19 protein-coding genes are annotated in these 24999 nt (G+C 45.7%); 8 read left to right on the top strand and 11 right to left on the bottom strand.

From position 1 onward, the window contains the following. Positions 1-68: 68 nt before the first annotated feature. The 10 genes from IEX62_RS21965 to rpmH form a co-directional block, all read right to left on the bottom strand. A complete protein-coding gene (locus tag IEX62_RS21965; protein ID WP_188778302.1) occupies positions 69-917 on the bottom strand; it encodes a ParB/RepB/Spo0J family partition protein in 849 nt (282 codons plus the stop codon). Further along, entirely contained in the window at positions 910-1671 is a 762-nt protein-coding gene (locus IEX62_RS21960) for a ParA family protein (RefSeq protein ID WP_188778300.1), read from the bottom strand. Before IEX62_RS21960 ends, IEX62_RS21965 begins: the two co-directional genes overlap by 8 nt. Before the next feature lie 80 nt (positions 1672-1751). After that, positions 1752-2570, bottom strand: a complete 819-nt coding sequence (noc, locus tag IEX62_RS21955) for a nucleoid occlusion protein (RefSeq protein WP_188778297.1) — start codon at positions 2568-2570, stop codon at positions 1752-1754. A gap of 790 nt (positions 2571-3360) precedes the next feature. Then, complete coding sequence (gene rsmG, locus IEX62_RS21950; protein ID WP_188778357.1) at positions 3361-4083, bottom strand: 16S rRNA (guanine(527)-N(7))-methyltransferase RsmG; 723 nt, start codon at positions 4081-4083, stop codon at positions 3361-3363. A 2-nt stretch (positions 4084-4085) separates the two neighbouring features. Beyond that, the gene (mnmG, locus tag IEX62_RS21945) at positions 4086-5972 is read right to left on the bottom strand and encodes a tRNA uridine-5-carboxymethylaminomethyl(34) synthesis enzyme MnmG (protein WP_188778295.1); all 1887 of its coding nucleotides are present in this window, start codon (positions 5970-5972) and stop codon (positions 4086-4088) included. Between the two features lie 525 nt (positions 5973-6497). Beyond that, positions 6498-7874, bottom strand: coding sequence for a tRNA uridine-5-carboxymethylaminomethyl(34) synthesis GTPase MnmE (gene mnmE / locus IEX62_RS21940; protein WP_188778293.1), 1377 nt, complete (start codon positions 7872-7874; stop codon positions 6498-6500). Positions 7875-8105: 231 nt separating this feature from the next. Continuing rightward, complete coding sequence (jag, locus tag IEX62_RS21935) at positions 8106-8924, bottom strand: RNA-binding cell elongation regulator Jag/EloR (protein WP_188778291.1); 819 nt, start codon at positions 8922-8924, stop codon at positions 8106-8108. Between the two features lie 74 nt (positions 8925-8998). Then, positions 8999-9853 carry a YidC/Oxa1 family membrane protein insertase gene (locus IEX62_RS21930; protein ID WP_188778289.1) on the bottom strand — a complete coding sequence of 285 codons (855 nt, stop codon included), beginning with the start codon at positions 9851-9853 and terminating at the stop codon, positions 8999-9001. Positions 9854-9929: 76 nt separating this feature from the next. After that, positions 9930-10280 carry a ribonuclease P protein component gene (rnpA, locus tag IEX62_RS21925; RefSeq protein ID WP_188778287.1) on the bottom strand — a complete coding sequence of 117 codons (351 nt, stop codon included), beginning with the start codon at positions 10278-10280 and terminating at the stop codon, positions 9930-9932. Between the two features lie 287 nt (positions 10281-10567). Then, positions 10568-10702 carry a 50S ribosomal protein L34 gene (rpmH, locus tag IEX62_RS21920; RefSeq protein WP_017815451.1) on the bottom strand — a complete coding sequence of 45 codons (135 nt, stop codon included), beginning with the start codon at positions 10700-10702 and terminating at the stop codon, positions 10568-10570. 1142 nt (positions 10703-11844) lie between these two features. Between rpmH and dnaA the strand changes: the two genes are divergently transcribed. Continuing rightward, entirely contained in the window at positions 11845-13197 is a 1353-nt protein-coding gene (gene dnaA / locus IEX62_RS21915; protein WP_188778284.1) for a chromosomal replication initiator protein DnaA, read from the top strand. Between the two features lie 206 nt (positions 13198-13403). Continuing rightward, positions 13404-14546 (top strand): DNA polymerase III subunit beta, encoded by a 1143-nt coding sequence (gene dnaN / locus IEX62_RS21910; RefSeq protein WP_188778282.1) that lies wholly within the window; start codon positions 13404-13406, stop codon positions 14544-14546. Between the two features lie 439 nt (positions 14547-14985). On the opposite strand, the gene IEX62_RS21905 is transcribed toward dnaN, so the two are convergent. After that, positions 14986-15315 (bottom strand): hypothetical protein, encoded by a 330-nt coding sequence (locus tag IEX62_RS21905; protein ID WP_188778281.1) that lies wholly within the window; start codon positions 15313-15315, stop codon positions 14986-14988. Positions 15316-15538: 223 nt separating this feature from the next. On the opposite strand from IEX62_RS21905, the gene yaaA reads away from it, so the two are divergent. The 6 genes from yaaA to IEX62_RS21875 all read left to right on the top strand — a co-directional run bounded on the left by yaaA (position 15539) and on the right by IEX62_RS21875 (position 23722). Then, a complete protein-coding gene (gene yaaA / locus IEX62_RS21900) occupies positions 15539-15757 on the top strand; it encodes a S4 domain-containing protein YaaA (RefSeq protein WP_188778279.1) in 219 nt (72 codons plus the stop codon). Between the two features lie 17 nt (positions 15758-15774). Beyond that, positions 15775-16887, top strand: a complete 1113-nt coding sequence (recF, locus tag IEX62_RS21895) for a DNA replication/repair protein RecF (RefSeq protein WP_188778277.1) — start codon at positions 15775-15777, stop codon at positions 16885-16887. 14 nt (positions 16888-16901) lie between these two features. After that, entirely contained in the window at positions 16902-17153 is a 252-nt protein-coding gene (gene remB / locus IEX62_RS21890; RefSeq protein ID WP_188778275.1) for an extracellular matrix regulator RemB, read from the top strand. A gap of 48 nt (positions 17154-17201) precedes the next feature. Then, positions 17202-19121, top strand: a complete 1920-nt coding sequence (gene gyrB, locus IEX62_RS21885; RefSeq protein WP_188778272.1) for a DNA topoisomerase (ATP-hydrolyzing) subunit B — start codon at positions 17202-17204, stop codon at positions 19119-19121. A gap of 433 nt (positions 19122-19554) precedes the next feature. Beyond that, the gene (gyrA, locus tag IEX62_RS21880; protein ID WP_188778270.1) at positions 19555-22080 is read left to right on the top strand and encodes a DNA gyrase subunit A; all 2526 of its coding nucleotides are present in this window, start codon (positions 19555-19557) and stop codon (positions 22078-22080) included. 574 nt (positions 22081-22654) lie between these two features. Next, positions 22655-23722, top strand: a complete 1068-nt coding sequence (locus tag IEX62_RS21875; RefSeq protein ID WP_188778268.1) for an HD-GYP domain-containing protein — start codon at positions 22655-22657, stop codon at positions 23720-23722. Positions 23723-24999: the final 1277 nt, after the last annotated feature.

Here is a 24999-nt window from a genome sequence, read left to right as displayed (position 1 = left end):
TCACTACATTCTCTTATCATCGCAACATATCGCATCAAAACCTGCCTAGACTGATTCCTGCCACTACATTAAAGCTTATTAAACAGCTCAAGCAGGCGTTCCAGCTCCTGACGGTTATGATAGCTCAACTCGATTTTCCCTTTATCCTTGCTGCTGTTACGAATCTTCACCGTCGTTTGGAAACGATCACGTAGCGTATGCTCCAGATCAGCCAGATAAGGATCGGCTTTTTTATTCGTATCAGCCTCATTACCTTTACGCTTGTTCTCCAGATTTTGCACAGCTTCCTCTAGCTGACGCACACTCCATTCGCCTTCGATCGCCTTATGAGCAATCGCCAGCAGCAGATCCTCTTTTTTAATACTGGCAAGAGCACGTGCATGTCCCATCGATAATGTTCCACGTGAAACATATTCTTTGATCTCTTCTGGTAACGAAAGCAGTCGCAGGAAGTTGGCGATATGGGAACGAGATTTACCTACACGCGCGGATAGATCCTCCTGAGTGAGCTTAAACTCATCCATCAAGCCTTGATATGCAGTCGCGATTTCCATCGCATTCAGGTTCTCACGCTGTAAATTCTCGATCAGCGCAATCTCCATCACCTGCTGGTCGCTGAACGTACGCACGACAGCTGGAATGGTCGTTTTCCCGGCGGTTTGTGCGGCACGGAAACGACGCTCACCCGCAATAATCTCATATCCCTTTAGAACCTTACGGACAATAATCGGTTGAATAACACCATGCTGAGCGATCGAATCTGCCAGCTCCTGCATGCCTTCATCGTCAAATGATTTACGTGGCTGGTACGGATTCGGACGCAGCTCTTTGATTGGAATTTCGATCACTTTATCATCCTCGCTTACAGACAGGGAAGGAATCAGCGCATCCAGTCCCTTACCGAGACGTTTACTCATACGATACCACTTCCTTTGCCAGCTCTAAATACACCTCTGCGCCCTTGGAACGCGGATCATAGGTGATGATCGCTTTGCCATGGGAAGGCGCTTCACCCAGTCGTACATTACGCGGAATAATCGTCCGATAGACCTTATCCTGAAAATACTTTTTCACTTCTTCAATTACCTGCAAGCCAAGGTTCGTACGTGCATCCAGCATAGTGAGCAGCACACCCTCAATTTGTAGGCTTGTATTCAGGTGCTTTTGCACAAGTCGCACGGTATTGAGCAATTGACTCAACCCCTCCAGCGCATAATACTCGCACTGGATCGGAATAATGACCGAATTGGCAGCCGTTAGAGAATTAATCGTCAAAATGCCAAGCGAAGGCGGACAATCAATCAGTATGTAATCGTACCCCTGCTTGACCTGCTCAATCGCATTTTTGAGACGCAGCTCACGCGAGATGGCAGGCACCAGCTCCACCTCTGCCCCAGCCAGCTGAATCGTCGCAGGAATAATATCCAGACCTTCAATCGCTGTAGACTGTACGGCATCCCCTGGTGCTATATCATTAATGATAACATCGTAAATACAATTTTCCACATCCGCCTTATTGATACCAACACCGCTTGTCGTATTGCCCTGCGGGTCGATATCAATCAACAACACACGTTTGCCCAGCGTAGCCAGACAAGCGCCCAGATTTACAGATGTTGTCGTCTTGCCGACCCCACCTTTTTGATTCGCTATGGCAATCACTTTGGACAACTACTTCACCCCAATGTTAGAAAGTCACTTGATGTACGGCTTTGTGGATACAGAAAAAGCGGCATCATGCCGCCTTTCTGTCAGCGCTTTGGTATTTTAATCACGATCTCGTAATGATCATCATGATCCTGTTCCGATGTATCAATCGCAAGACCGGAGCCGGATACCATATCGATCGACTGACGAATCGTATTCAATGCCAGACGAACATCCTTGCTGTACGAGACACGCTTGGATTTCTTCTTGGTCTGACTTTTCTCCTTGTAAAAAGCAACCCGCGCTTCGGTCTGCTTCACATTTAGTTCTTTTTCGATAACTTCCTTCATAATACGCAGCTGTAATTCCTCACTATCGAGTGATAACAGCGCACGTGCATGACGCTCGGTCAATTGACGAGCCATGAGCGCCTGCTTAATATCCTCGGGAAGCTGTAGCAGACGAATCTTGTTGGCGATGGTCGACTGGCTTTTGCCCAATCGCTGCGCCAGGCTTTCCTGTGTGAGAGCGTGCAGATCAAGCAGCTTCTGATAAGCGATCGCTTCCTCGATAGAGGTTAATCCCTCACGTTGCAGGTTCTCGATTAATGCAATTGAAGCAGCTTGCGAATCGTTAAATTCACGTACAATCGCTGGAATCGTCGGCAAGCCAAGCTTGCTTACTGCTCTCCAGCGTCGTTCACCTGCGATAATCTCATATTTTCCATCGCGTACGCGCACAACAATCGGCTGAATGATGCCATGCGTCTTGATCGTCTGGCATAACTCATCGATCTTTGCATCGTCAAATATCGTGCGGGGCTGATATGGACTGGTCGTGATGTTCGCAACCGGGATTTGTTTGACTTCATCCCCATTTACTCGTTCGGACAAGCCAAACAATTTGGAAATTTGTTCTTTCATTCCGTATGAGACCACCTAATCTTATGATAGCAGCACCTGTCCATACAAGGCAGGCGTACTTAAAATACCGATAACCGGCAAGCGGACTCGCTGCCTGTATGCCCGACATTGAGGCATGTTTCGTCTCCCCATTTTATCACTTTTCCATACATAATCCTACGATAACTGAATAAATTTCTGTGAAACTTGGTAGTGAAATTGTTTTGGAAAATTAGTGTGATTTGCAGGTTTTTTCGTAGTGAAGCACTTGTTTTGGTTACTTAAATGATTGTAGTGATCATAATATGGGCGTATTCGTGTGAATGGTTGTATACGGGAGCGTATGAGGATTTGTATATGTTGTTATGTGCTGAAAATAGTATGGAGATTGCGCTAAATGTTCCACGTGAAACATCCACATGAAAGACTCCACTTAAATTATCTATTAGATGCTCTAGAGGCATTAGACACTTTAGACACTACATGATTAATTCAGTCTGAATAACTCTATCATAGCCACCCTACGCGCCTGTATGTTTCTTTTACATTTCTGCTCGAAATAAAAAAGCCCCTTCATCCTAACTTGTGGGTAAAGGGGCGATACTTGTTCTTACTTGTTCTTACTTGTTCTTACTTGTTCTTACTTGTTCTTACTGATTCTATATCTATCAGCATTATTAAATAGTAACGTAAGCATTAGGCGAGCATTGTCTATAGCACCCATATATTCATTCAAAAATCCACATATCAGCTACCTATCAACAATGTATACCCAATCTAATAAACCTGTACATCTACATACCCATCATTATCAAATCAGCGGCTCTTTCAGCGGTGTACCTGCTTTACGTGGATACTTAGCCGGTGTAGCGGCTTCTTTTTCGATCAGGACGATATGACGGTCGGATTGCTCGACTGGCAATTGGAAGTGGTGCACCTGATCGAGCTTGCCTTTAAGCAAACCGAGACTACGACGAGATTCCTTAATCTCTTCTGTCAGGTCGCTCCCCTTCATCGCAGCGAATGTACCGCCGGGCTTAACAAAAGGCAGGCAGAATTCATTCAGGACAGCCAGACGTGCAACGGCTCTGGCGGTTACCAGATCATGTGCATCACGATAGCCTTCCTTGCGTCCCCATTCCTCAGCACGTCCGTGGATTAGCTCAACACCTTCTAGTCCAAGACGATCCACCACGCTTTGCAGGAATTTGATGCGCTTGTTGAGCGAATCAATAATACGCAGCTTCAGATGTGGGAAAGCAATTTTAAGCGGAATACCAGGAAAGCCAGCACCTGAGCCGATATCAGCCAGGCTTGAGACCTTACCCATATCGGTATAAAAGGCAAGCGTAAGCGAATCGTAGAAATGCTTCGTATAGACCTGATCTCGCTCTGTAATGCCAGTCAGATTCATTTTTTCATTCCATGTGATAAGTTCTTCGTAATATGCTTCAAATTGCTGGAGCTGGCGCTCATCCAGTGTGATGCCCTTGGCTTCCAGCATATCGGTAAATTGTTGCTGTATCGAATCCATCATTACCCCCGGGATGCTGTTACGCGGTTATAGTGCTCCAGATAGACGAGCAGAATCGAAATATCGGCTGGTGTAACACCAGAAATACGGAAAGCCTGTCCAATCGATAGCGGACGGATTTTCGCCAGCTTTTGCTGTGCTTCAATCGCAAGTCCCTTCACTTCCTCGTACACGATATCTTCAGGCAGCTTCTTTTTCTCCATCTTTTTCAGACGCTCCACATGGGCAAGTTGCTTTTCGATATAACCAGCATATTTTGTCTGAATTTCGACCTGTTCTTTCATGTCTTCTGTCAATTCCTCTGGTGAAGGAGACAGGCTTTCGATATCGGCATACGATACTTCTGGACGACGCAGAACCGTTAGCAGATCAGTACCATTTTGCAGCGGTGCAGATTGGCGGGATTCCAGCATCTCATTCACATCAACTGGTTTCACTTTCACTTTGCTAAGACGCTCGACTTCACGTTCAACTTTTGCTTTTTTGTCGAGGAATCGGTGATAGCGATCTTCAGTAATCAGACCGATATCATGACCGATTTCAGTCAGACGCATATCTGCATTGTCATGACGAAGCAATAGACGATATTCCGCACGGGAAGTGAGCAGACGATATGGCTCATTCGTGCCTTTGGTAACGAGATCGTCGATCAATACGCCGATATAACCCTGTGAACGATCCAGTACAATGCCTTCTTTGCCCTGTGCACGGCGAGCAGCATTAATACCTGCCATTACACCCTGCCCAGCTGCTTCCTCATAGCCAGACGTTCCGTTGATCTGACCGGCTGTGAACAAGCCAGGTACACGCTTCGTTTCCAGTGTTGGCCAGAGCTGCGTTGGCACCATAGCATCGTATTCGATCGCATAGCCATTACGCATCATCGTAACATTTTCCATACCCGGAATGGAGCGCAGTACACGCAGCTGTACATCCTCAGGCAGACTGGTAGACAGACCCTGTACGTAGTACTCGGATGTGTTTTTACCTTCTGGCTCTAAGAAAATCTGGTGCTTCGGCTTGTCGCTGAAACGAACCACTTTATCCTCAATCGATGGGCAATAGCGTGGGCCTGTACCCTCAATAATACCGGAGAACATTGGCGCACGATGCAGGTTGTCATTGATGATCTGGTGCGTTTCTTCGGAAGTATACGTTAACCAGCACGGCATTTGCTCATTGCTGGACGATTTGGTTTCATAGGAGAAGAACTTCGGCTGGTCATCACCAGGCTGAATTTCCGTTTTGCTAAAATCAATCGTATCGCGATGTACACGCGGTGGTGTACCTGTTTTGAAGCGCACCAATTCAAAGCCTAGCTCACGCAGGTGATCGGACAGCTTGAGCGATGGCTGCTGATTGTTCGGGCCGCTCTCATAAGCCAGCTCACCCATAATGATTTTGCCGCGCAGATACGTACCGGTCGTCAACACGATCGACTTACCTTTATAAGTCGTACCTGTCTGGGTAATCACACCTGTACATACGCCATCTTCAACGATCAGACGATCTACCATCCCCTGACGCAGCGTCAGATTCGGTTCATTTTCCATCGTTTCTTTCATTGCGTGCTGATACATGAATTTGTCTGCTTGCGCGCGCAGTGCATGTACCGCCGGGCCTTTCCCCGTATTCAGCATACGCATTTGAATAAATGTTTTATCGATATTGCGACCCATTTCGCCGCCCAGTGCATCGATCTCACGCACCACATGACCTTTTGCTGGACCACCGATCGACGGGTTACACGGCATAAATGCGATCATGTCCAGATTGATCGTTACCATCAGTGTGCTACAGCCCATACGTGCCGCAGCCAGTGCTGCTTCAGCGCCTGCATGCCCGGCACCGATGACGATAACGTCGTATTCTCCACCCACATAGCTCATGGGTATTCCTCCTCTATTGCTCAAGCCACGATATGATCGTGACTGCAAGTAAAATAAATAAAATGCCATTTCCTACACATCATGACTCTATATCGGCATCGACTGGTTAAGGACGGATAAGTGTTACTCTTTAAGGAAAGCACAACTGAATCACCTTCCATTGTAATGAGCACCGTCATTCATCGATGTCGAATATCCTACTTTGTCCATTGTATTACTATGCTTTTGCAGGCTGAAGGTTATACACAGGATCACTCAGAACGTATCCCTATCTATTCCAGCGTGATCGCATACGATCATCACTGCTATACTTCATAGCCATACGATCTCATCAGCCACTATCTACTTCCCGTTTCGTTCCGTAGACACGTCAGAGTAGCCCTCAACCATATCGAAAAGGGCTACTCCAGTAGTATAACGTATAATTTACGATTTTATAGACGTTTTCCACAATAAAATCGGCAAAATATCAAAATTTTAAGCATCTTTCACCTGTATTTGAGCATCTGTGCCTGTGGATACGTTTTATTTTCCGAGACAGAACTGCGAGAAGATCTGATCAATCAGCGAATCCGGTGCGGAATCACCGATAATTTCACCCAGCTGCTCCCAGGCAAGACGCACATCGATCTGAATCATATCGATCGGAATCAACTGATCGGCTGCTTCATACGCATCCTGTAGCGAGCGCTTCGCCTGCTTGAGCAGACCGATATGACGCACATTACTCACATAGGTCACGTCATTTGCTTCCAGCTTTCCGCCAAAGAACAGCGACGAGATCGCCTGCTCCAAACGATCCACACCCTGATCATCCTTCACTGACATCTCGACAATTTGCTGCTCGTTAAAATGCTGCAACAATACACTACGATCCAGCTGTGGCGGCAGATCGATTTTGTTCAAAATCACGATCACCTGACGACCGCTAATCTGCTCCATTAGCTCAATCTCATCCTCATGCAGCGGCTCGCTGCTATTGAGTACAAACAGCAATAGATCCGCATCATTAACTGCACCACGCGAGCGCTCTACACCGATCTTTTCCACCACATCCATCGTTTCACGAATGCCGGCTGTATCCAGCAGCTTGAGCGGAATATTATTAATCGTCACATATTCCTCAATCACATCGCGCGTCGTACCCGGAATGTCCGTTACAATCGCCCGATTATCATGTGCTAACGCATTAAGCAGGGAGGACTTACCCACATTCGGACGTCCTACAATCGCTGTTGTAATGCCTTCGCGCAAAATCTTACCTTCATTCGCTGTACGCAGCAGCTTATCGATCTCAGTCATCACTTCAGCCGACTTGTTTTTGATCAGATCAGCGGTAAAGGATTCCACATCATGCTCAGGATAATCGATATTCACCTCAATATGCGCCAGCGTTTCGATCAATGTCTGCTGTAATGGCTTAATCTGGCGTGACAGCTTGCCCTCTACCTGCTTGAGGGCGACCGAGAAGGCACGATCTGATTTGGAACGAATCAGGTCAATAACGCCTTCTGCCTGCGACAGGTCAATCCGACCATTCAAAAAGGCACGCTTCGTAAACTCACCCGGCTCCGCAATCCGGATACGCTGCTGTAGCAAAATATCCATCACACGACGCACAGCAACTACGCCACCGTGCGAGCTAATCTCGATTACATCCTCCATCGTAAACGAACGCGGCGCGCGCATAATCGTCGCCAGCACTTCCTCTACTCGTTCGCCAGTAGCTGGATCAATAATATGTCCGTAATGCACGGTATGACTATCCGCTTGATCCAGTGGAACGCGTCCTTTAAATATATGACTTACTTCTGCGACTGCCTCCGGTCCGCTCACACGAATAACCGAAATACTCGCTTCGCCTACAGCGGTAGCAATCGCTGCAATTGTATCGCTAACCATCTCCACTCATCCCTTCCGATCTATCGACTATGATTGTATTTTCCTACTGAATATTTTAATGTTAACTTCAATTCCAGCATACCGATCTTCTATACGTGCAATGTGCAGTAGCTATACGATCACTGTATACGCCGCTACTACCATCTAGTGTGCAGAGTTATGCCCTAAATAAAAAGCAATGATTTTCTACCCGAAGGTAAAAAATCATTGCAATACGATACGTTCTAAACATCAATTCCGCTCGCTTCCAGTAGCAGAGCCCGAGCGCAGTGCAATCACAACGCGGCGATTCGGCTCTTCCCCTTTACTGGCGGTTTTGACACGATTATGATTTTGCAAACGTGCATGGATCACCTTGCGCTCCTGGGAGGACATCGGCTCCAGTACAACCTCTCTACCCGAACGAACCACCTTGTTCGCCAGCCGATCGGCTAGCTCCTCCAGCGTCTTACGGCGGCGGTCACGGAAGTTCTCCGCGTCCAGCACAATCCGAATAAATTTGTCCGAGTAGCGATTGGCAACGATATTCACCAGATACTGAAGTGCATCCAGCGTTTGACCGCGCCGTCCGATCAGCAGCCCGAGATCACTACCTGAGATGCTCATCACATAGCCATCACGGTTACGTTTGACATCCACCTGTAGCTCCAGCCCAATACTTGTACCGACATCGCGGACGAGTTGCATCGCTTCTGCACATACCTCCTCCGGCGAAGCCGGACGATCTGTAGAAGCAGCAGGCTTCACAACAGCAGTATCCTCCTGCGGTGTTGCTGGTGGAGCTGTCTTGGTCACGGTAGGCTCTGTAGCGCGTTGTTCACGCGGAGATACCGTTGTAGCTGGCTTTGGCTTACTGCTCGGAATAGAAACCTGTGGTTCCAGCAACGTTAGCTTGACCTGGGCCTGCTTCACACCGATCAAACCGAGAAATCCTTTGGACGGTGCTTGCAAAATCGTCACGTCAACATATTCTTTGGTCGTATTCAGACGGGCAAGCCCTTCCGAAATAGCATCATCAATGGTTTTTCCAGACGCAATGACTGTAGTCATCTCGATGTTCGGCCCTCCTCAACTGTAGTAAGGATACTTAAGAACACTCCGGATTTACATGAAAAGGTATGCGTTTAGCGACGTTTCTTTTTCGATTTCTTCTTGTTGCGGTTTCTGTTCGCAGACGGGGTTTTCCCTGGATCAACTGCGACACCCAGATCGGTTACAACCGGCTGGTTGTTACGATACAGGAAGTAGTTTTGTACGATGGTGTAAATGTTGCTGTATACCCAGTACAGTGGCAATGCCGCTGGGAATGTCCAGGACATGATCGCGATAATAACTGGATAGATATACATCATCATCTGCATTGGACCCTGCATCGAAGCCGGGTTCATACGCATCATCATCCATGTTTGCAGGAATGTCGTTGCAGCAGCGATGAGTGGCAAAATATGAAATTTGTCAGGCTCGCCAAGCTGGAGCCATAGGAACGTGTGCTCACGTAAAGCACTGTTATAAATAATCGCATTATACAAGGCGATAAAAATCGGCATTTGAATCAGCAGCGGGAAACATCCGGCAGCAGGATTCACCTGATTTTCTTGGAACAGCTTCATTGTTTCAGCTTGCTGCTTTTGTGGATCATCCTTGTATTGCTCACGCAGCTTTTGCAATTGCGGTTGAATCGCTTGCATCGCTTTGGAGCTTTTTACCTGCTTGAGTGTTAACGGCAAAATCAGTGTACGTACAATCAACACCAGGACGAGGACAGCCAGACCATATTCACCGTTAAACCAGTTGGCAAATGTGTCCAGTGCATACGCAAACCAGTACACCACATACCGGTTCCACCATCCATGGTTTAATAAATCTGCTGTTGTATGGGTCTGTACCGTACTAGGCGTACAACCAGCCAACAGGGCTACCACTGCGAAAGCAGCGATAAGGAGGAACCATTTTCCCCCACGAGTCTTCAATTGCGACACTTCATAACCCCTCTCTTGACCATTGCATTTCCTTGCAAATCATATCATATTTGACAGCACAAATAAACCGAAAGCGTTACCGCCGCGAGCGTTTGAGCAGTGAAGATTTGCGCAGCACATGCAGAATGCTTTTCTCCAGCTCCTGGTAAGAAAGCGTGAGCGCTCCCTTGCGTACGATAAAGATCATATCGATATGCGGCACGATCTCCTCCGCATGATGACGCACAATTTCCTTCACAACCCGGCGCATCCGGTTACGAACAACCGCATTACCGACCTTTTTACTGACCGATACCCCCATGCGGAATTGCTCAATGTCCTTTTTTTGAAACCAGTACACAACAAACTGGTGATTGGCAAAAGACCGTCCATGACGGTATACGCGACTAAAATCAGCGCGGTTTCGCAAACGCAGCTTTTTTTGCACCCTTCATTCTCCTTAGCTTTGGCGTCCGGCAGATTATCAAGTAGGCAGCAGGCCGGTACGCGCTATTTTTGCCCGGTAGTGATGCATGGCAAAAATGCTTCCTTGTGTCGAATTCTTTAGTAGCATTCTTAGTTGTTTTATCATTCAATCGCTTGCCCTGTATAGAATACGAAACATCATCTACCTATCGCTGGATAAACAGACGAATGAGCAGATGAATATACCCTTTACAGGACAAACGGTAATATTAAGAAAAAAAGACCACCGCAGTGGTCTTTGTGTACATATTAGGCACTGATGACTTTTCTGCCTTTAAGGCGACGAGCCGCCAGCACTTTACGGCCGTTTTTTGTACTCATTCTTTTACGGAATCCATGTACTTTACTGCGTTTTCTTACATTCGGTTTAAACGTCGGTCTCATATTGTGCACCTCCTTGCAGGTAATCTATATCCCATATTGATTCTATGTCTGTTCACATAAAAATACCAATTTATATTTAATCATGGAAAACACCATGCCGTCAATGAATTTTCCGCATTTCGTAGGAATAATTTTTTCGGAATGTGAGCTAGAATACGGTGCAAAAATTTTACTTCTATATATGCAGGTAAAACTTTAGCGGAAGTGGGTATAACGTGGATTCGATCTGGATTTGCTCTAACAGGTGTGAGTCGCTTTGGCTGATGTATATAGATTAACGATTCGATAGGTATAACAAACGCTCCGAAAAAGGCTAATACAACGAACTCAGGTGGAGGCATGAGAATTTACGTTTTATTTAGAGTAGATATAGGTTATTCCATTCAAAATGATTAGCGGATAAACAATTAGTCGTATTCATTAGAGTAATAAGTAAGGACGTAGCAAAACAATAAAACAACGTTAAAACCATTTTTCTTATTTTTTATCACGTGAGCTATGTAATCCCAATAAAGTTTCAACAATTCCAAAGACTATTTTTCATTTATCAATTTGGCACATACTGATGATCGCTTGATCATCCACCATATATTAATGCTTAAAGTATTGAGTTGCTCTTTCCCTACTGCTCCTCCACCTGATTCCTTTACCGTATCCCTTCCCGAAACGCTTGATGCACATCCACATCAAAGAGGCACAAGCCATTTATCCACAAACCATTTTAACCCCAAACTTATACACAGTTATCCACCATCAGCCATTTTGCCTGTGAATAGCGAAAAATTTTTCTCCACAACCCATCCCATGGTTCCGAACAAATTATAAACAATATCTTGTGGTGTGCATAACTTTTATACACAACAGATTGAATTTGTGGATAAAATGTCAGTTTTCATTGAAATCAAGGGTTCTTTTTGCTATTATGATATTGTTTTCGATGTGAATAGATCATTACAATCTAAAAATTATCAACAGCCTGTGGATAAAGTTGTGAACAATTTCCTCTTATCCATTTTTTATTTTATCCACTGCTTTGGTATTCTGGGGATAATTCTACGCCATTGAATATAACAATTTTCATTATTTTCGATATCCTCGCATGGCTTCAGCCACAATTGGAAGTTTAAAAGGAGTGACAGTCTGTGGACAGCCATACCTCCGAATTATGGCAGCAAATACTATCAATCATTCAGACAAAGCTCAGTAAACCGAGCTTTGATACCTGGTTCAAGGCAACCAAAGCGCTGACATTTACGGAACATTCGATCGTGATCTCAGCACCGACCACCTTCGCAGTCGAATGGCTGGAAAGCCGCTACACTAAACTTGTCAGCTCCACCGTTTATGAGGTTTTAGGTAGACAGGTTGATGTGAAATTCGTGATTGAGGAAGCAGTGCCAGAAGAGGCGCTCATTCTGCAACAGACACCCGCGCAGCCGGCAGCGGTGCAGACGGAAGAGCCTGTGGCTAATATGCTGAATCCCAAATATACATTCGATACATTTGTAATCGGAGCGGGCAATCGCTTTGCCCATGCGGCCTCACTGGCAGTTGCAGAGGCCCCGGCCAAAGCCTATAACCCGCTGTTTTTGTATGGGGGCGTAGGACTGGGAAAGACGCACCTAATGCATGCGATCGGACATTATATTTTGCAGCATAATCCGAATAGCAAGGTCGTCTACATTTCGTCCGAAAAATTCACTAACGAGTTTATCAACTCCATCCGCGACAACCGGGGCGAAAGCTTCCGGAACAAGTACCGCAATATCGATATTTTGCTGATCGATGATATTCAGTTCCTAGCGGGAAAGGAATCGACGCAGGAGGAGTTTTTCCATACGTTTAATGCGCTTCATGAAGAGAGCAAGCAGATTATTATCTCCAGTGACCGTCCGCCGAAGGAGATTCCGACGCTGGAAGAGCGCTTGCGTTCACGGTTTGAGTGGGGTCTGATCACCGATATTCAGCCGCCAGATCTGGAGACACGGATTGCGATTTTGCGTAAAAAAGCAAAAGCCGAAAATCTCGATATTCCGAACGAAGCGATGATGTATATCGCCAACCAGATCGATACGAACATTCGCGAGCTGGAAGGCGCACTGATCCGCGTGGTTGCCTATTCTTCGCTGACGAATCAGGATGTGACCTCGCATCTGGCAGCGGAAGCGCTGAAGGATATTATTCCTTCCAGTCGCCCTAAAATGATCACCATCCAGGATATTCAGCAGCGTGTAGGCGAGTACTACAACCTGAAGCTGGAGGATTTCAAAGCACGCAAGCGTACAAAGGCTGTTGCCTTTCCTCGTCAGATCGCTATGTATCTCTCGCGTGAGCTGACCGATTACTCGCTGCCGAAGATCGGCGAAGCATTTGGCGGACGAGATCATACGACCGTGATTCATGCGCACGAAAAAATATCCCAGTCGCTAAAATCCGACCAGGATCTGTTTAAAGTGGTTAACAATCTGATGGACAAAATCAAAAATCCATCCTGAACAACTAGCAAGCCTATACACACTTTATACACATGTGGATAGGCTTAATTTTATGCGGCTTGAAGGCACTTATCCACATATTCAGTGTCCCTACTGCTACTGCTATTAAATATTTAAAACATTCTTCTTGCTAAAACGCACCTCTCGGTGCTGATTGAAAAAAAGGATATGTACAAGCATGAATCATGCTGGTTAGGAGTGAAACTATGAAGATCCAAATCTCTAAAAACTATTTGAACGAATCGATACAACATGTATCCAAAGCGATCTCCAGTCGTACGACCATTCCCATTTTGAGCGGAATCAAGTTCGATGTGAGTTATTCCGGTGTAACCTTAACAGCGAGCGATACGGATATTTCGATTCAATCTTTCATACCCGCTGAAGACGATAGTAAAACGATCGTAGAGATCGAACGCCCGGGTAGCGTCGTTTTACCTGCCAAGTTTTTCGTTGAAATTATCAAAAAGCTGCCTTCTCAGGAAATCGAAATGGAAGTCAAAGATGGCTTCCAAACGTTCATCCGTGCAGGGGCTACTGATATCCAGCTCGTTGGTCTAGATCCTGAGGAATTCCCGGTGCTGCCAAACATCGAAGAAAACCAGCAAATCTCTGTTCCTGGCGATCTGTTAAAAAATATGATCAAGCAAACGGCGTTTTCTATTTCCACACAGGAAACAACACCAATTTTGACAGGTGTGCTCTGGAATCTGGTTGAAGGCGAGCTGAAATTCGTTGCGACTGACCGTCACCGTCTGGCAAGTCGTACGGTAAATCTTGGTGAAGATACTGGCGTTCGTTTCAGCAATGTGGTTATAGCTGGTAAAACATTGAACGAGCTCAGCAAAATCATTCCTGACCAAAATCAGCTACTCGATATCGTCGTCGCCGACAATCAGGTGCTATTCAAAATTGATCGCGTGCTGTTCTACTCGCGCATTCTGGACGGAACGTACCCGGATACATCCAAAATTATCCCAACCAGCTTCAAAACCGAGCTTGTGATGGATACGAAAAAACTGGCTGATTCGATCGACCGTGCGTATCTGCTTTCTCGCGAGGAAAAAACGAATATCGTTCGTATGCAAACACTGGAAAACGGCGCTGTTGAAATTTCCTCCAGCTCTTCCGAGCTTGGACGTGTAACCGAGCAGCTGGATATTGCGAAGTTTGAAGGCGAGCCACTGCGTATTTCGTTCAACTCCAAATATATGCTTGATGTGCTGAAAGTAATCGAAAGTGAGCAGCTGTCGATCCAGTTTACCGGCATCATGAGCCCGATCATCATCAAGCCGCTGGATGAGAGCCGCAGCCTGTACATTATTCTGCCTTACCGGACAACGAACTAATCTCATCTCGTAAACAGTTCAAATTTTCAGGCATTCATGGTATGCTGAATAGCCTGTTGCCGAAACGCCATGTAGTTCTGGCAAAGAAAGCAGCGTGAACTTGCCTGAATATTAAACAGAATCTGGATCATATATGTGGTGCCAGAGCCTGTGAATAGATTATTTTCAAAAATCTTATGCACATGTGTATAACTTTTTGGTGAATCAAGATGCCTTCGTTTTTCCACATGTGAAGATTTCTAGTTCGCTTGGAGCATCCCGATAGAGCTATATGTGCGATATGCATTTATTGCATCATCGTTTAGCAAAAAGGCAGGTACCCATGGTTGCGGTACCTGCCTTTTATCATGTTGCATCATGTGCTGCATGTTGAGAATGCTGCTGACTTCAAAACTTTTATGAGCTTTCCTACTAAGCCCATTGCCAGACTTAGCCGCATTCAAAAAGGAGTCTGTCCCTTAAACGGCGCAAACCGATCAAGATCAGCGCCTTTGTTAACCAGACACGCCAGTGCTTGCTCCACATCGCTATATTCCTCATACTGTTCGACCGCAGCCTCTTCATGGTTATCCATCTGATCCACATCCACCTGAAAATAATAAGCGACATATCGGTGATTGCGCTTCTGAACAGCATACTGGATCAATTGACCCGAACCCGACACATTCCTTGTCGTATCAGAAGACTGTTCAGGATGAGTGTAGTATGAATAGCCTCTCATTTTGCCATTGTTCAGATCACGGATTAAACGTTGCATCGAATCGCTCATTGTTATCCTCCTCTGTTGCTAGCCTTGCTCGGTATTATAATTAAAAAAGATTCAGTTGTCCCAGTCATCCGAGTCACAAAACAGACCCTTGGAGCAAAAAAGAGCCAGGTACTTTGCCCATAACCATAGTAGTGCAACTTTGACTATGGTATGATGCTAAGACCTGGCTATTCATTTGGATCGGCCCAATAACCCATCGTCGAAAGGACGGTTTACAAATATTATGAAAAACATTTCCATTTCCACGGAATATATCAAACTGGATCAATTTCTAAAACTGGCAGATTGTGTCTCCACCGGAGGAAGCGCGAAAGCACTTCTACAGGAGCAAATGGTCAAGGTTAACGGAGAGCTGGAAGAGCGTCGTGGTCGCAAACTTTATCCTGGCGATGAAGTGGAAGTACAGGGTGAAGGCAGCTTTAAGGTTCAGAGCGGGCAATAGACCGGAGGAGCTTATCCATGTTCATCAACCAAATCAGCCTACAAAATTATCGCAACTATGAGAGCCTACAGCTCGACTCCTTTGGCCCGGTCAATTTGTTTATCGGACAAAATGCACAGGGGAAAACGAATCTGATCGAGGCGCTTTTTGTGCTGGCTCTGTCCAAGTCGCATCGAACGAGTAAGGACAAGGAGCTGATCTCGTTTGGTGCGGACCATGCGCGGATTACATGTGATGCGGACAAGCGGTACGGCAAGGTGAAGCTGGAGCTGAACTTTTCAGCGCGCGGAAAAAAGGCAAAGATCAACGGGCTGGAGCAACGCAAGCTGAGCGATTTTGTCGGTACGATCAATGCGGTCATGTTTGCGCCGGAGGATCTGGAGATCGTAAAGGGCTCACCCGGTGTGCGTCGCCGTTTTCTTGATATGGAGATCGGTCAGGTACAGCCAAGCTATCTGCATCACTTACAGCAGTACCAGAAGGTGCTAGTACAGCGTAACAATTTCCTCAAGCAAGCATGGGGCGCTGGCAACAAGGACAATACGATGCTCGACATTTGGAATCAGCAGCTGGTGGAGCACGGCGTGAAGATCGTACAGAAGCGCAAACGTTTTATCCACAAGCTACAGGGCTGGGCGGAAAATATCCACATGGGGATAACCGGTGGCAAGGAACAGCTCCTATTATCGTATGTGCCCTCATTTGGTACGGTCGAAGAAGAAGATGAAGCTGTCTTATTTGAGCAATTTATGATAAAATTATCACAAGTGAAAGAACAGGAATATCGCCGTGGCGCGACTCTGGCAGGTCCGCATCGAGACGATCTTGCCTTTCACATTAACGGCAATGAAGCAGCGGTGTTTGGCTCACAGGGTCAACAACGTACGACCGCTTTATCGCTGAAACTTGCTGAAATCGAATTAATTCACGAGGAGATCGGGGAATACCCGATTCTTTTGCTGGATGACGTTTTATCCGAACTGGATCCTTACCGTCAAACTCAGTTGATTGAGACATTTCAGGACAAAGTGCAGACTTTCATCACGGCTACCGGAATCGAGAGCCTCAATGCCGGTCGTCTGAAGGAAGCCCAGATTTTCCATGTCCATCAAGGGCATATTGAGAAGTAAGGGAGGTCCGTTCCATGTATATACATTTGGGTGGCGAGAAGATCATCCGTTTTTCGGAGCTTGTTGCCATTTTTGATATATCGATTGAAAAGTCATCCAAAATCTCCAAGCAATTCGTAAGCTTTGCCCACGAAGACAAAAAGGTTGAATCGATCGGTGAGGAGGAACCGAAGTCGATCGTTGTGACCAAAAATAAAGTGTATTATTCCCCCATTTCCTCCGCCACGCTGAAAAAGCGGACTAATAGCTTTTTGATGAATGCTTAGGCACAGCCAGAGAAGGCTGTCTAAAATACAGAAGTAGGTGAAAATAGCATGTCGACGAATCAACCGGCTTATGATGCCAGTCAGATACAGGTGCTTGAAGGTTTGGAAGCGGTACGTAAACGTCCGGGTATGTATATCGGATCGACCAGCTCCAAAGGCTTGCATCACCTGGTCTGGGAAATTGTAGATAACAGTATTGACGAGGCGCTTGCCGGATACTGTGATCATATCGAAGTAACGATCCATGAGGATAACAGCGTGACTGTTGTCGATAACGGACGCGGTATTCCTGTAGGCGTAGAAGCGAAAACACAGCGCTCTGCGCTTGAAGTCGTTATGACCGTACTCCATGCCGGCGGTAAATTCGGCGGTGGCGGATATAAAGTATCCGGCGGTCTGCACGGTGTAGGTGTGTCTGTTGTGAACGCATTGTCCGAGCATGTACGCGTTGTCGTTAAACGCGAAGGCAAAGTGTATCAGCAGGAATACAAACGCGGTGCACCGGTCGAGGATATCAAAGTATTACGTGATATGACCGAAGACGAAGGCACAGGTACAACTGTAACCTTCCGACCGGATCATGAAATTTTCACTGAAACAACCGTGTATGATTATGATACATTGCTCGGTCGTATTCGTGAGCTGGCGTTCCTGAACAAGGGCATCGCTCTAACGCTGACAGACGAGCGTACTGGTGTATCCAATCATTTTCGCTACGAGGGCGGTATTATCGAGTATGTGCAGTATCTGAACCAGAATCGCGAAGTGATCAACGAGCAGCCGATCTATGTTGAAGGCGTGCGCGAACAGATCCAGGTTGAGATCGCGCTGCAATACAACGAGGGCTATACCGAGAATATCTACTCCTTTGCTAATAACATCAACACGCATGAGGGCGGTACACACGAATCCGGCTTTAAGAGTGCTCTGACACGTATTATTAACGATTATGCACGCCGTAACGGCCTGCTGAAGGATAATACAGGTAACCTGACAGGTGAGGACGTGCGTGAAGGTTTGACGGCCATCATTTCCGTCAAAATTCCAGAGCCTCAGTTTGAAGGTCAAACGAAAACAAAGCTGGGTAACAGTGAAGCGCGCGGTATCGTAGAATCGCTATTCTCCGAGAAGCTGCAAGAGTTCCTGAACGAGAACCCTTCGGTTGCACGTCGCGTACTGGACAAAGCATTACAGGCTTCTCGCGCACGTGAAGCGGCTCGTAAGGCACGTGAGTTGACTCGCCGTAAAAGTGTACTGGAAGTGAGTGCGCTGCCTGGTAAGCTGGCAGACTGCTCGTCTAAAGACGCTTCGATCAGTGAACTGTATATCGTTGAGGGTGACTCTGCGGGCGGTTCTGCGAAGCAGGGACGTGATCGTCATTTCCAGGCGATTCTGCCACTGCGAGGCAAAATCCTGAACGTTGAAAAAGCACGTCTTGATCGTATCCTCGGTAATGCCGAGATTCGTGCAATCATCACAGCACTGGGCACAGGGATCGGCGACGAGTTCGATCTGTCCAAGGCACGTTATCACAAAGTGATCATCATGACGGATGCCGATGTCGATGGCGCGCACATTCGTACGCTGCTACTGACGTTCTTCTATCGTTACATGCGTCAGATCATTGAAGCAGGCTATGTCTATATCGCACAGCCGCCACTGTTCAAGGTCGAGCGTAACAAAACAGCGGTCTATGCTAACTCCGAGCGCGAGCGTGACGAGATCATTGCAGGCTTTGGCGAAAATGCCAAATTTAACGTACAGCGTTATAAAGGTCTGGGCGAGATGAACGCGTCTCAGCTGTGGGAAACAACGATGGATCCAGAAAGCCGTATTATGCTACAGGTTAGCATTCAAGATGCTATTTTGGCGGATGCGATCTTTGATACGCTCATGGGTGATAATGTTGAACCACGTCGCGATTTCATTCAGGAAAACGCGAAGTATGTGAAAAATCTCGATTTCTAAACTCGATCCTTGTTGTCTAGCACAATAGACAGCTGGATAGAACGTAAGCAAATCGGTGTAATTATGCAAATTAAAAAGGGGTATCTACCACATGGTGGATGCCCCTTTTATATTGATAACAGCAGCAAGACAGATAGAAATCGCGTCCATTATGTCGCTTACAAGATTTTATATCAAAACCGTGTGAAAAGTGCTGCAAATAGCGCGAAAACACAGGACATCACACGAAAAAAATGGTATAATAAAGTGATGTAGCACCGGGCATAGCATCATCACAAAATCGCCATGATGGCGAACGATTTTCCTATCATTCTGGCAAGAGGAAACTTATTTTTATACAGGATCGCTTAGGATGGCTCACCACCATTCATAGCAGAACCAGAGAGCATCCATTTGTGCAAACGAAGGCTGCAATAAGGAGGCTAAGCTTAGCATGGCGGAAGAGAAATTTTCGCAGATTAAAGACCGGGATATCGGGACAGAAATGCGCGAGTCCTTTATGGACTATGCGATGAGTATTATCGTCAGCCGGGCTTTGCCTGACGTACGTGACGGACTCAAGCCTGTACACCGGCGTATTTTATATGCAATGTCGGAGCTCGGCATGGCACCGGATAAGCCTTACAAGAAGTCGGCGAGAATCGTCGGCGAAGTTATTGGTAAATACCACCCGCACGGAGACACGGCTGTTTACGATACGATGGTTCGTATGGCACAGGACTTCTCCATGCGCTATATGCTGATTGATGGACACGGTAACTTTGGTTCCGTCGATGGCGATATGGCAGCGGCGATGCGTTATACCGAAGCACGTATGTCCAAGATGGCATTGGAGATGCTGCGTGACCTGAACAAAGAAACCGTTGATTATATTCCAAACTATGACGGTGAAGAGCGCGAACCGGTCGTATTGCCGGCTCGTTATCCTAACCTGCTCGTAAACGGGGTTTCCGGTATCGCTGTAGGTATGGCGACTAATATTCCACCTCATAATCTGGGCGAAGTCATTGACGGCGTGCAGGCGATGATCGAGAATCCAGATATCACCTCGATGGAGCTGATGGATTATATCCACGGCCCTGACTTCCCGACCTCCGGTTATATTCTTGGTCGTTCTGGTATTCGTCAGGCGTATCAAACGGGTCGTGGATCGATCACGATGAGAGCGAAGGCAACGATTGAGGAGAACAACAACAAAGCACGTATCGTCGTTAACGAGATTCCGTATCAGGTGAATAAGGCGCGTCTTGTTGAGAAGATCGCTGAGCTTGTACGTGAGAAACGCATCGAGGGTATTACCGATCTGCGTGACGAATCTGACCGTAACGGTATGCGTATTGTCATTGAGCTGCGTCGTGATGTGAATCCGAACGTTGTATTAAACAATCTGTACAAGCATACAGCGATGCAATCAACCTTTGGTGTGAATATGCTAGCGATCGTCAATAACGAGCCAAAGCTGCTCGGATTGCGCGAAGTTATCTATCACTACATTCAGCACCAGATCGAGGTTATTCGTCGTCGTACAGAATTTGATCTGAAAAAAGCCGAGGCACGTGCGCACATTCTGGAAGGCTTGCGTATTGCACTGGATAATGTGGACGCGATGATCGCTTTGATTCGTGGCTCGCAGACAACGGATGCGGCACGTGAAGCACTGATCGAACGCTTCTCGCTTAGTCAGGAGCAGGCACAGGCGATTCTGGATATGCGTCTGCAACGTCTGACTGGCTTGGAACGCGATAAGATTGAGAATGAATATAACGAGTTGCAACGTCTGATTGCAGAGTACCGTGAGATTTTGGCAAGTGAATCCCGAGTGCTGGAAATCATCAGCGAAGAGCTGGATGAGGTTAAACAGCGCTTTGGTGATGAGCGTCGCACTGAGATCACCGTCGGTGAAGAAAGCATTCTGGACGAAGACCTGATTCCACAGGAAGAGGTTGTTGTTACGGTTACGCATACCGGCTATATCAAGCGTTCCCCAGTAACGACATACCGCAGCCAGCGCCGTGGTGGTAAAGGGGTTATGGGTGTCGATATGAAGGATCAGGACTTTGTCCAGCATCTGTTCGTAACGAATTCTCACCATCACCTGCTGTTCTTTACCGACAAGGGTAAAGTATACCGGATCAAGGCATACGAGATTCCAGAACTGGGACGTACGGCACGCGGAACGCCAGTTATCAACCTGATTCAGATCGAACAGGGTGAATCGGTCAACGCGGTGATTCCAGTGCAGGATTTCGAGGGTGATCAATATCTGTTCTTCGGTACGCGTCAGGGTGTCGTGAAGAAAACGCGTCTGGATGATTATGTGAACATCCGTAAAGGCGGCTTGATCGCGATCAATATGCGTGAAGACGATGAACTGATCGAAGTGAAGCTGACGGATGGTAAGCAAGACATGATTATGGGTACAGCCTACGGCATGTCGATTCGCTTCAACGAGACCGATGTTCGCGCCATGGGACGTAGCGCGACAGGCGTTAAGGGTGTAACCCTGGACGAAGGCGACCGTGTAGTCGGTATGGATATTATCAGCGACGACATGAAAGTGCTCATCGTTACAGCAAAAGGCTATGGTAAACGTACGCCTGGTGACGAGTATCGTATTCAGAGTCGTGGTGGTAAAGGGATTAAAACGATGAACGTAACAGATAAGAATGGTGAGCTGTCCGGTCTGAAGGTCGTTGGCGATACAGACGATCTAATGATCATTACGACCAGTGGTACCCTTATCCGTATGGGCATCGAGACCATCTCGACTATGGGACGTAACACACAGGGGGTACGCCTGATTCACATCCGTGATGAAGATGCCGTAGCAACGGTATGTGTTACAGCGAAGAGTGAAGATAGTGAGGATGAGCTGGAGCCAACTGAAGAAGGCACAGAGGTAGAAGCAACAGAAGCTGAATCCTCCGCTGGCGAATCAACAGAAGAAGCTGAAGAATAAGTTATACTTGATCGAATAGATTCAATCTATTCTTAATAAAAGAAGCTCTACCGTGTTCCGTCCGAATCAGGACTTGTGGGAATACGGTAGAGCTTTTTTGCTTGTAACTCAGCATTTTATATATTTCATTACATAGGTAGATGCCCAGCTATCATATTTAGCCGTATAGCACCAATAAAAGGTTCAAATAAAGTAGCCACATGCTACACCGCATCCCTCTAACCGACTCTATTCTTTAAAGCTAAGACCAAAGATATACATTGTTAGCTAGATTATCCGCAAAATCATTGAATAAATTTGGTATTTTAGTTAATAATCAATTGTTTTATAGGTCTTTGGATGCTAATATATGTACATAATTATAAGTAAATATACCCAGTCCATAAATAGACATACAGCAAGAGCTACATATAGATCGTATAAAGTGGACAACGGCATATCCATATTCAAGGTGCAGGACATACCTGATATACAGTAACGCTACAAGTAGCGCCTCAAGCTGGCAAGCTATTATGCTGTTCATCGGGAGCGTCATTGCATGATTTCAATACTAAAAAAGCGAGGTTGAAATGTGATGGTAATGACACCTGTACATGAATTGAAGCCAGGCATCCAGTTATATAATGACGTATTTACAGAACGTGGACAATTGCTTCTACCTAAAGGCAAGGTTTTAATGCCACGTGATCTGATGATTTTGAAGGCATTTTTGGTTACTGAGATTGATAATGAGCGTCCACTACCACCGCTTGCAGCAGAGATGCCTGTTATTTTAGAAACAACCATTATGAGCCATCCTGATCGAGTTGCGTTTGAGAAGGTATACGAAGAGATGATTCGGACACTCAAGCAAAGCTTCCAGTCTGCACTGGTGGAAGAAATTCCGATTTATAAGCTCCGTACAGGCCTGGAGCAACTGATTAACAACTCCAAACAATATAATATACTCACCTACACACCGCAGCGCCTAAAAAAGGAAGAGTACATGTATCACAATGCGCTACTGACCGGTATGACCTCCTATCGTATTGCAAAATGGATGCATTTACCTCCTAATGAAGGAATGCAGGTTGCGCTTGCAGGTCTGCTACACGATATCGGTAATATCCGCATCGATCCAGATATTTTGTACAAGCCGACTCAGCTTGAGCCTGGAGAGGTTGAAGAAATGCGCAGACATACGCGATATGGCTATGATCTATTAAAAAATGTCAAAGGTATCAATGAAGGTGTGAAGCTAGCAGCTCTTCAGCATCACGAAAAAGTAGACGGCTCCGGTTACCCATTACGTCTGGAGCAGTCCCAAATTCATATCTATGCCAAAATTGTAGCCGTAGCGGATATCTTCCATGCAATGACCCTATCGAAAAACTATCGTCAGGCGCAATCTCCTTATCTCGTGCTAGAACAATTAGAAACGGAATCATTCGGCAAGCTAGATCCAGCGGTCGTGACTACATTTATTCGCAAAGTGACCCAGTTCCATAATGGCGCCAAAGTTCGTCTGAACAATGGTAGCGTAGGTCGGATCGTTTTCTCCGATCGCGACCATCCCACACGTCCCATGGTGGCTGTAGGAGAGATCATCTATAATCTGATCGAAAACCGCCAGCTGCATATCCAATCTGTTGTACAACGCTAAGCTAATCGCTCTTTTTTATTCTCTGAGATAAAAGAGTGATGTTCGTCCAAGTGGATCTATTCGTTTTCAAACAATAATTGCCCATAAACGATGAGCCATTGTGACAGCATGAACAATTTGTAAAGTGCATAGTAGTGTAGAGCGATGTATGCGAGCAATAATCTACTAAATGAGCTATTAGCAAAATCTTCTATATAAGAAGCTGCTATAAACTATCACTTGAACAGTTACTTGTATCATCATTATTTCTGTAACTGCTAGAGAATCTTAAAAAGTGCTATGACCACTTCTCTAGTCACATTGTATTCAATCACCAGTGCGATCCATACGTCCAGAACGATCGATACGTATAGAAGGAAAGCATCACAAGTAAAACAGATATCATTAAAAGTTTGAATACTAAGCTAACAATAGTCCACATCAAAATAGTAATAATATAGAAATAGATCAAATCGATTGTCTCTAATTACTATCACCGCATCATTTCAACACACAGCTTTGATCACGAATACTCAGCGACGCATATACTTCTTCAATACAGATAGAGATAGAAGATAAAGACGAGTCTATCTTAACGGTAAGAGCATAACTGTCCTACTAAAGAAACTGCATCAAGCAGCTTTAGCAAGATAGTCATGCTCTTTATTGTATGTAGATTGTATATATTGAGAATTCTAAACATATATTTCTACACATATATAATAGGAGCTAGATAAGAGTATGATCCATAAAGAAATATCAGCACACTGTATTGTGCAATACCGTTTATTCTTAATTATAAAGATAAGCTTGTATGCGATCTACCTCAGTTTTATATCTCATATCACAGAACTTCTATTTATCCAAGAGAAATTAGGATCATAAGCGCAGCTACACAGATAGAAAGATAGCGAATAATCACTATAAATAGAACCAATATAGCGTTATAAAGAAATATTAATATTTTGCTAAAAGAAGTGTTGACTCTCTATCTAAGTATATGATATAGTCTTATGTATAAGTCTTTGAGACACAATCTGCTTTTCAAACTCACGTCAAAATGAGCTTGATAACAACTTCAAAAAAAGTTGTTGACAGATGGTTGAGTAGATGATAAGATATAAGAGTTGCTGCGAGAGACACTGAGCGGTAACGAAAGAGTTTGATCTTTGAAAACTGAACAACGAGTGAGTGAAGAACTTTGTTCTTCAAAATATAGAGAACAGTAATGTTCTCGCCAGCAAGAAATGAGCAAGTCAAACACTTTATTGGAGAGTTTGATCCTGGCTCAGGACGAA

This window comes from Paenibacillus hunanensis (assembly GCF_014645615.1).
Lineage (GTDB): Bacteria > Bacillota > Bacilli > Paenibacillales > Paenibacillaceae > Saccharibacillus > Saccharibacillus hunanensis.
This window is presented reverse-complemented; position numbering and strand designations above follow the sequence as displayed.

Bases quoted from the DNA above. Each gene is read 5' to 3' on its own strand.
- yaaA (WP_188778279.1), top strand. From the start codon at position 15,539: ATGAAAAACATTTCCATTTCCACGGAATATATCAAACTGGATCAATTT.
- gyrA (WP_188778270.1), top strand. From the start codon at position 19,555: ATGGCGGAAGAGAAATTTTCGCAGATTAAAGACCGGGATATCGGGACA.
- jag (WP_188778291.1), bottom strand. From the start codon at position 8,924: ATGACTACAGTCATTGCGTCTGGAAAAACCATTGATGATGCTATTTCG.
- noc (WP_188778297.1), bottom strand. From the start codon at position 2,570: ATGAAAGAACAAATTTCCAAATTGTTTGGCTTGTCCGAACGAGTAAAT.
- rsmG (WP_188778357.1), bottom strand. From the start codon at position 4,083: ATGGATTCGATACAGCAACAATTTACCGATATGCTGGAAGCCAAGGGC.
- mnmG (WP_188778295.1), bottom strand. From the start codon at position 5,972: ATGAGCTATGTGGGTGGAGAATACGACGTTATCGTCATCGGTGCCGGG.
- IEX62_RS21965 (WP_188778302.1), bottom strand. From the start codon at position 917: ATGAGTAAACGTCTCGGTAAGGGACTGGATGCGCTGATTCCTTCCCTG.
- mnmE (WP_188778293.1), bottom strand. From the start codon at position 7,874: ATGGTTAGCGATACAATTGCAGCGATTGCTACCGCTGTAGGCGAAGCG.
- IEX62_RS21905 (WP_188778281.1), bottom strand. From the start codon at position 15,315: ATGAGCGATTCGATGCAACGTTTAATCCGTGATCTGAACAATGGCAAA.
- gyrB (WP_188778272.1), top strand. From the start codon at position 17,202: ATGTCGACGAATCAACCGGCTTATGATGCCAGTCAGATACAGGTGCTT.
- IEX62_RS21875 (WP_188778268.1), top strand. From the start codon at position 22,655: ATGGTAATGACACCTGTACATGAATTGAAGCCAGGCATCCAGTTATAT.
- dnaN (WP_188778282.1), top strand. From the start codon at position 13,404: ATGAAGATCCAAATCTCTAAAAACTATTTGAACGAATCGATACAACAT.
- remB (WP_188778275.1), top strand. From the start codon at position 16,902: ATGTATATACATTTGGGTGGCGAGAAGATCATCCGTTTTTCGGAGCTT.
- rpmH (WP_017815451.1), bottom strand. From the start codon at position 10,702: ATGAGACCGACGTTTAAACCGAATGTAAGAAAACGCAGTAAAGTACAT.
- recF (WP_188778277.1), top strand. From the start codon at position 15,775: ATGTTCATCAACCAAATCAGCCTACAAAATTATCGCAACTATGAGAGC.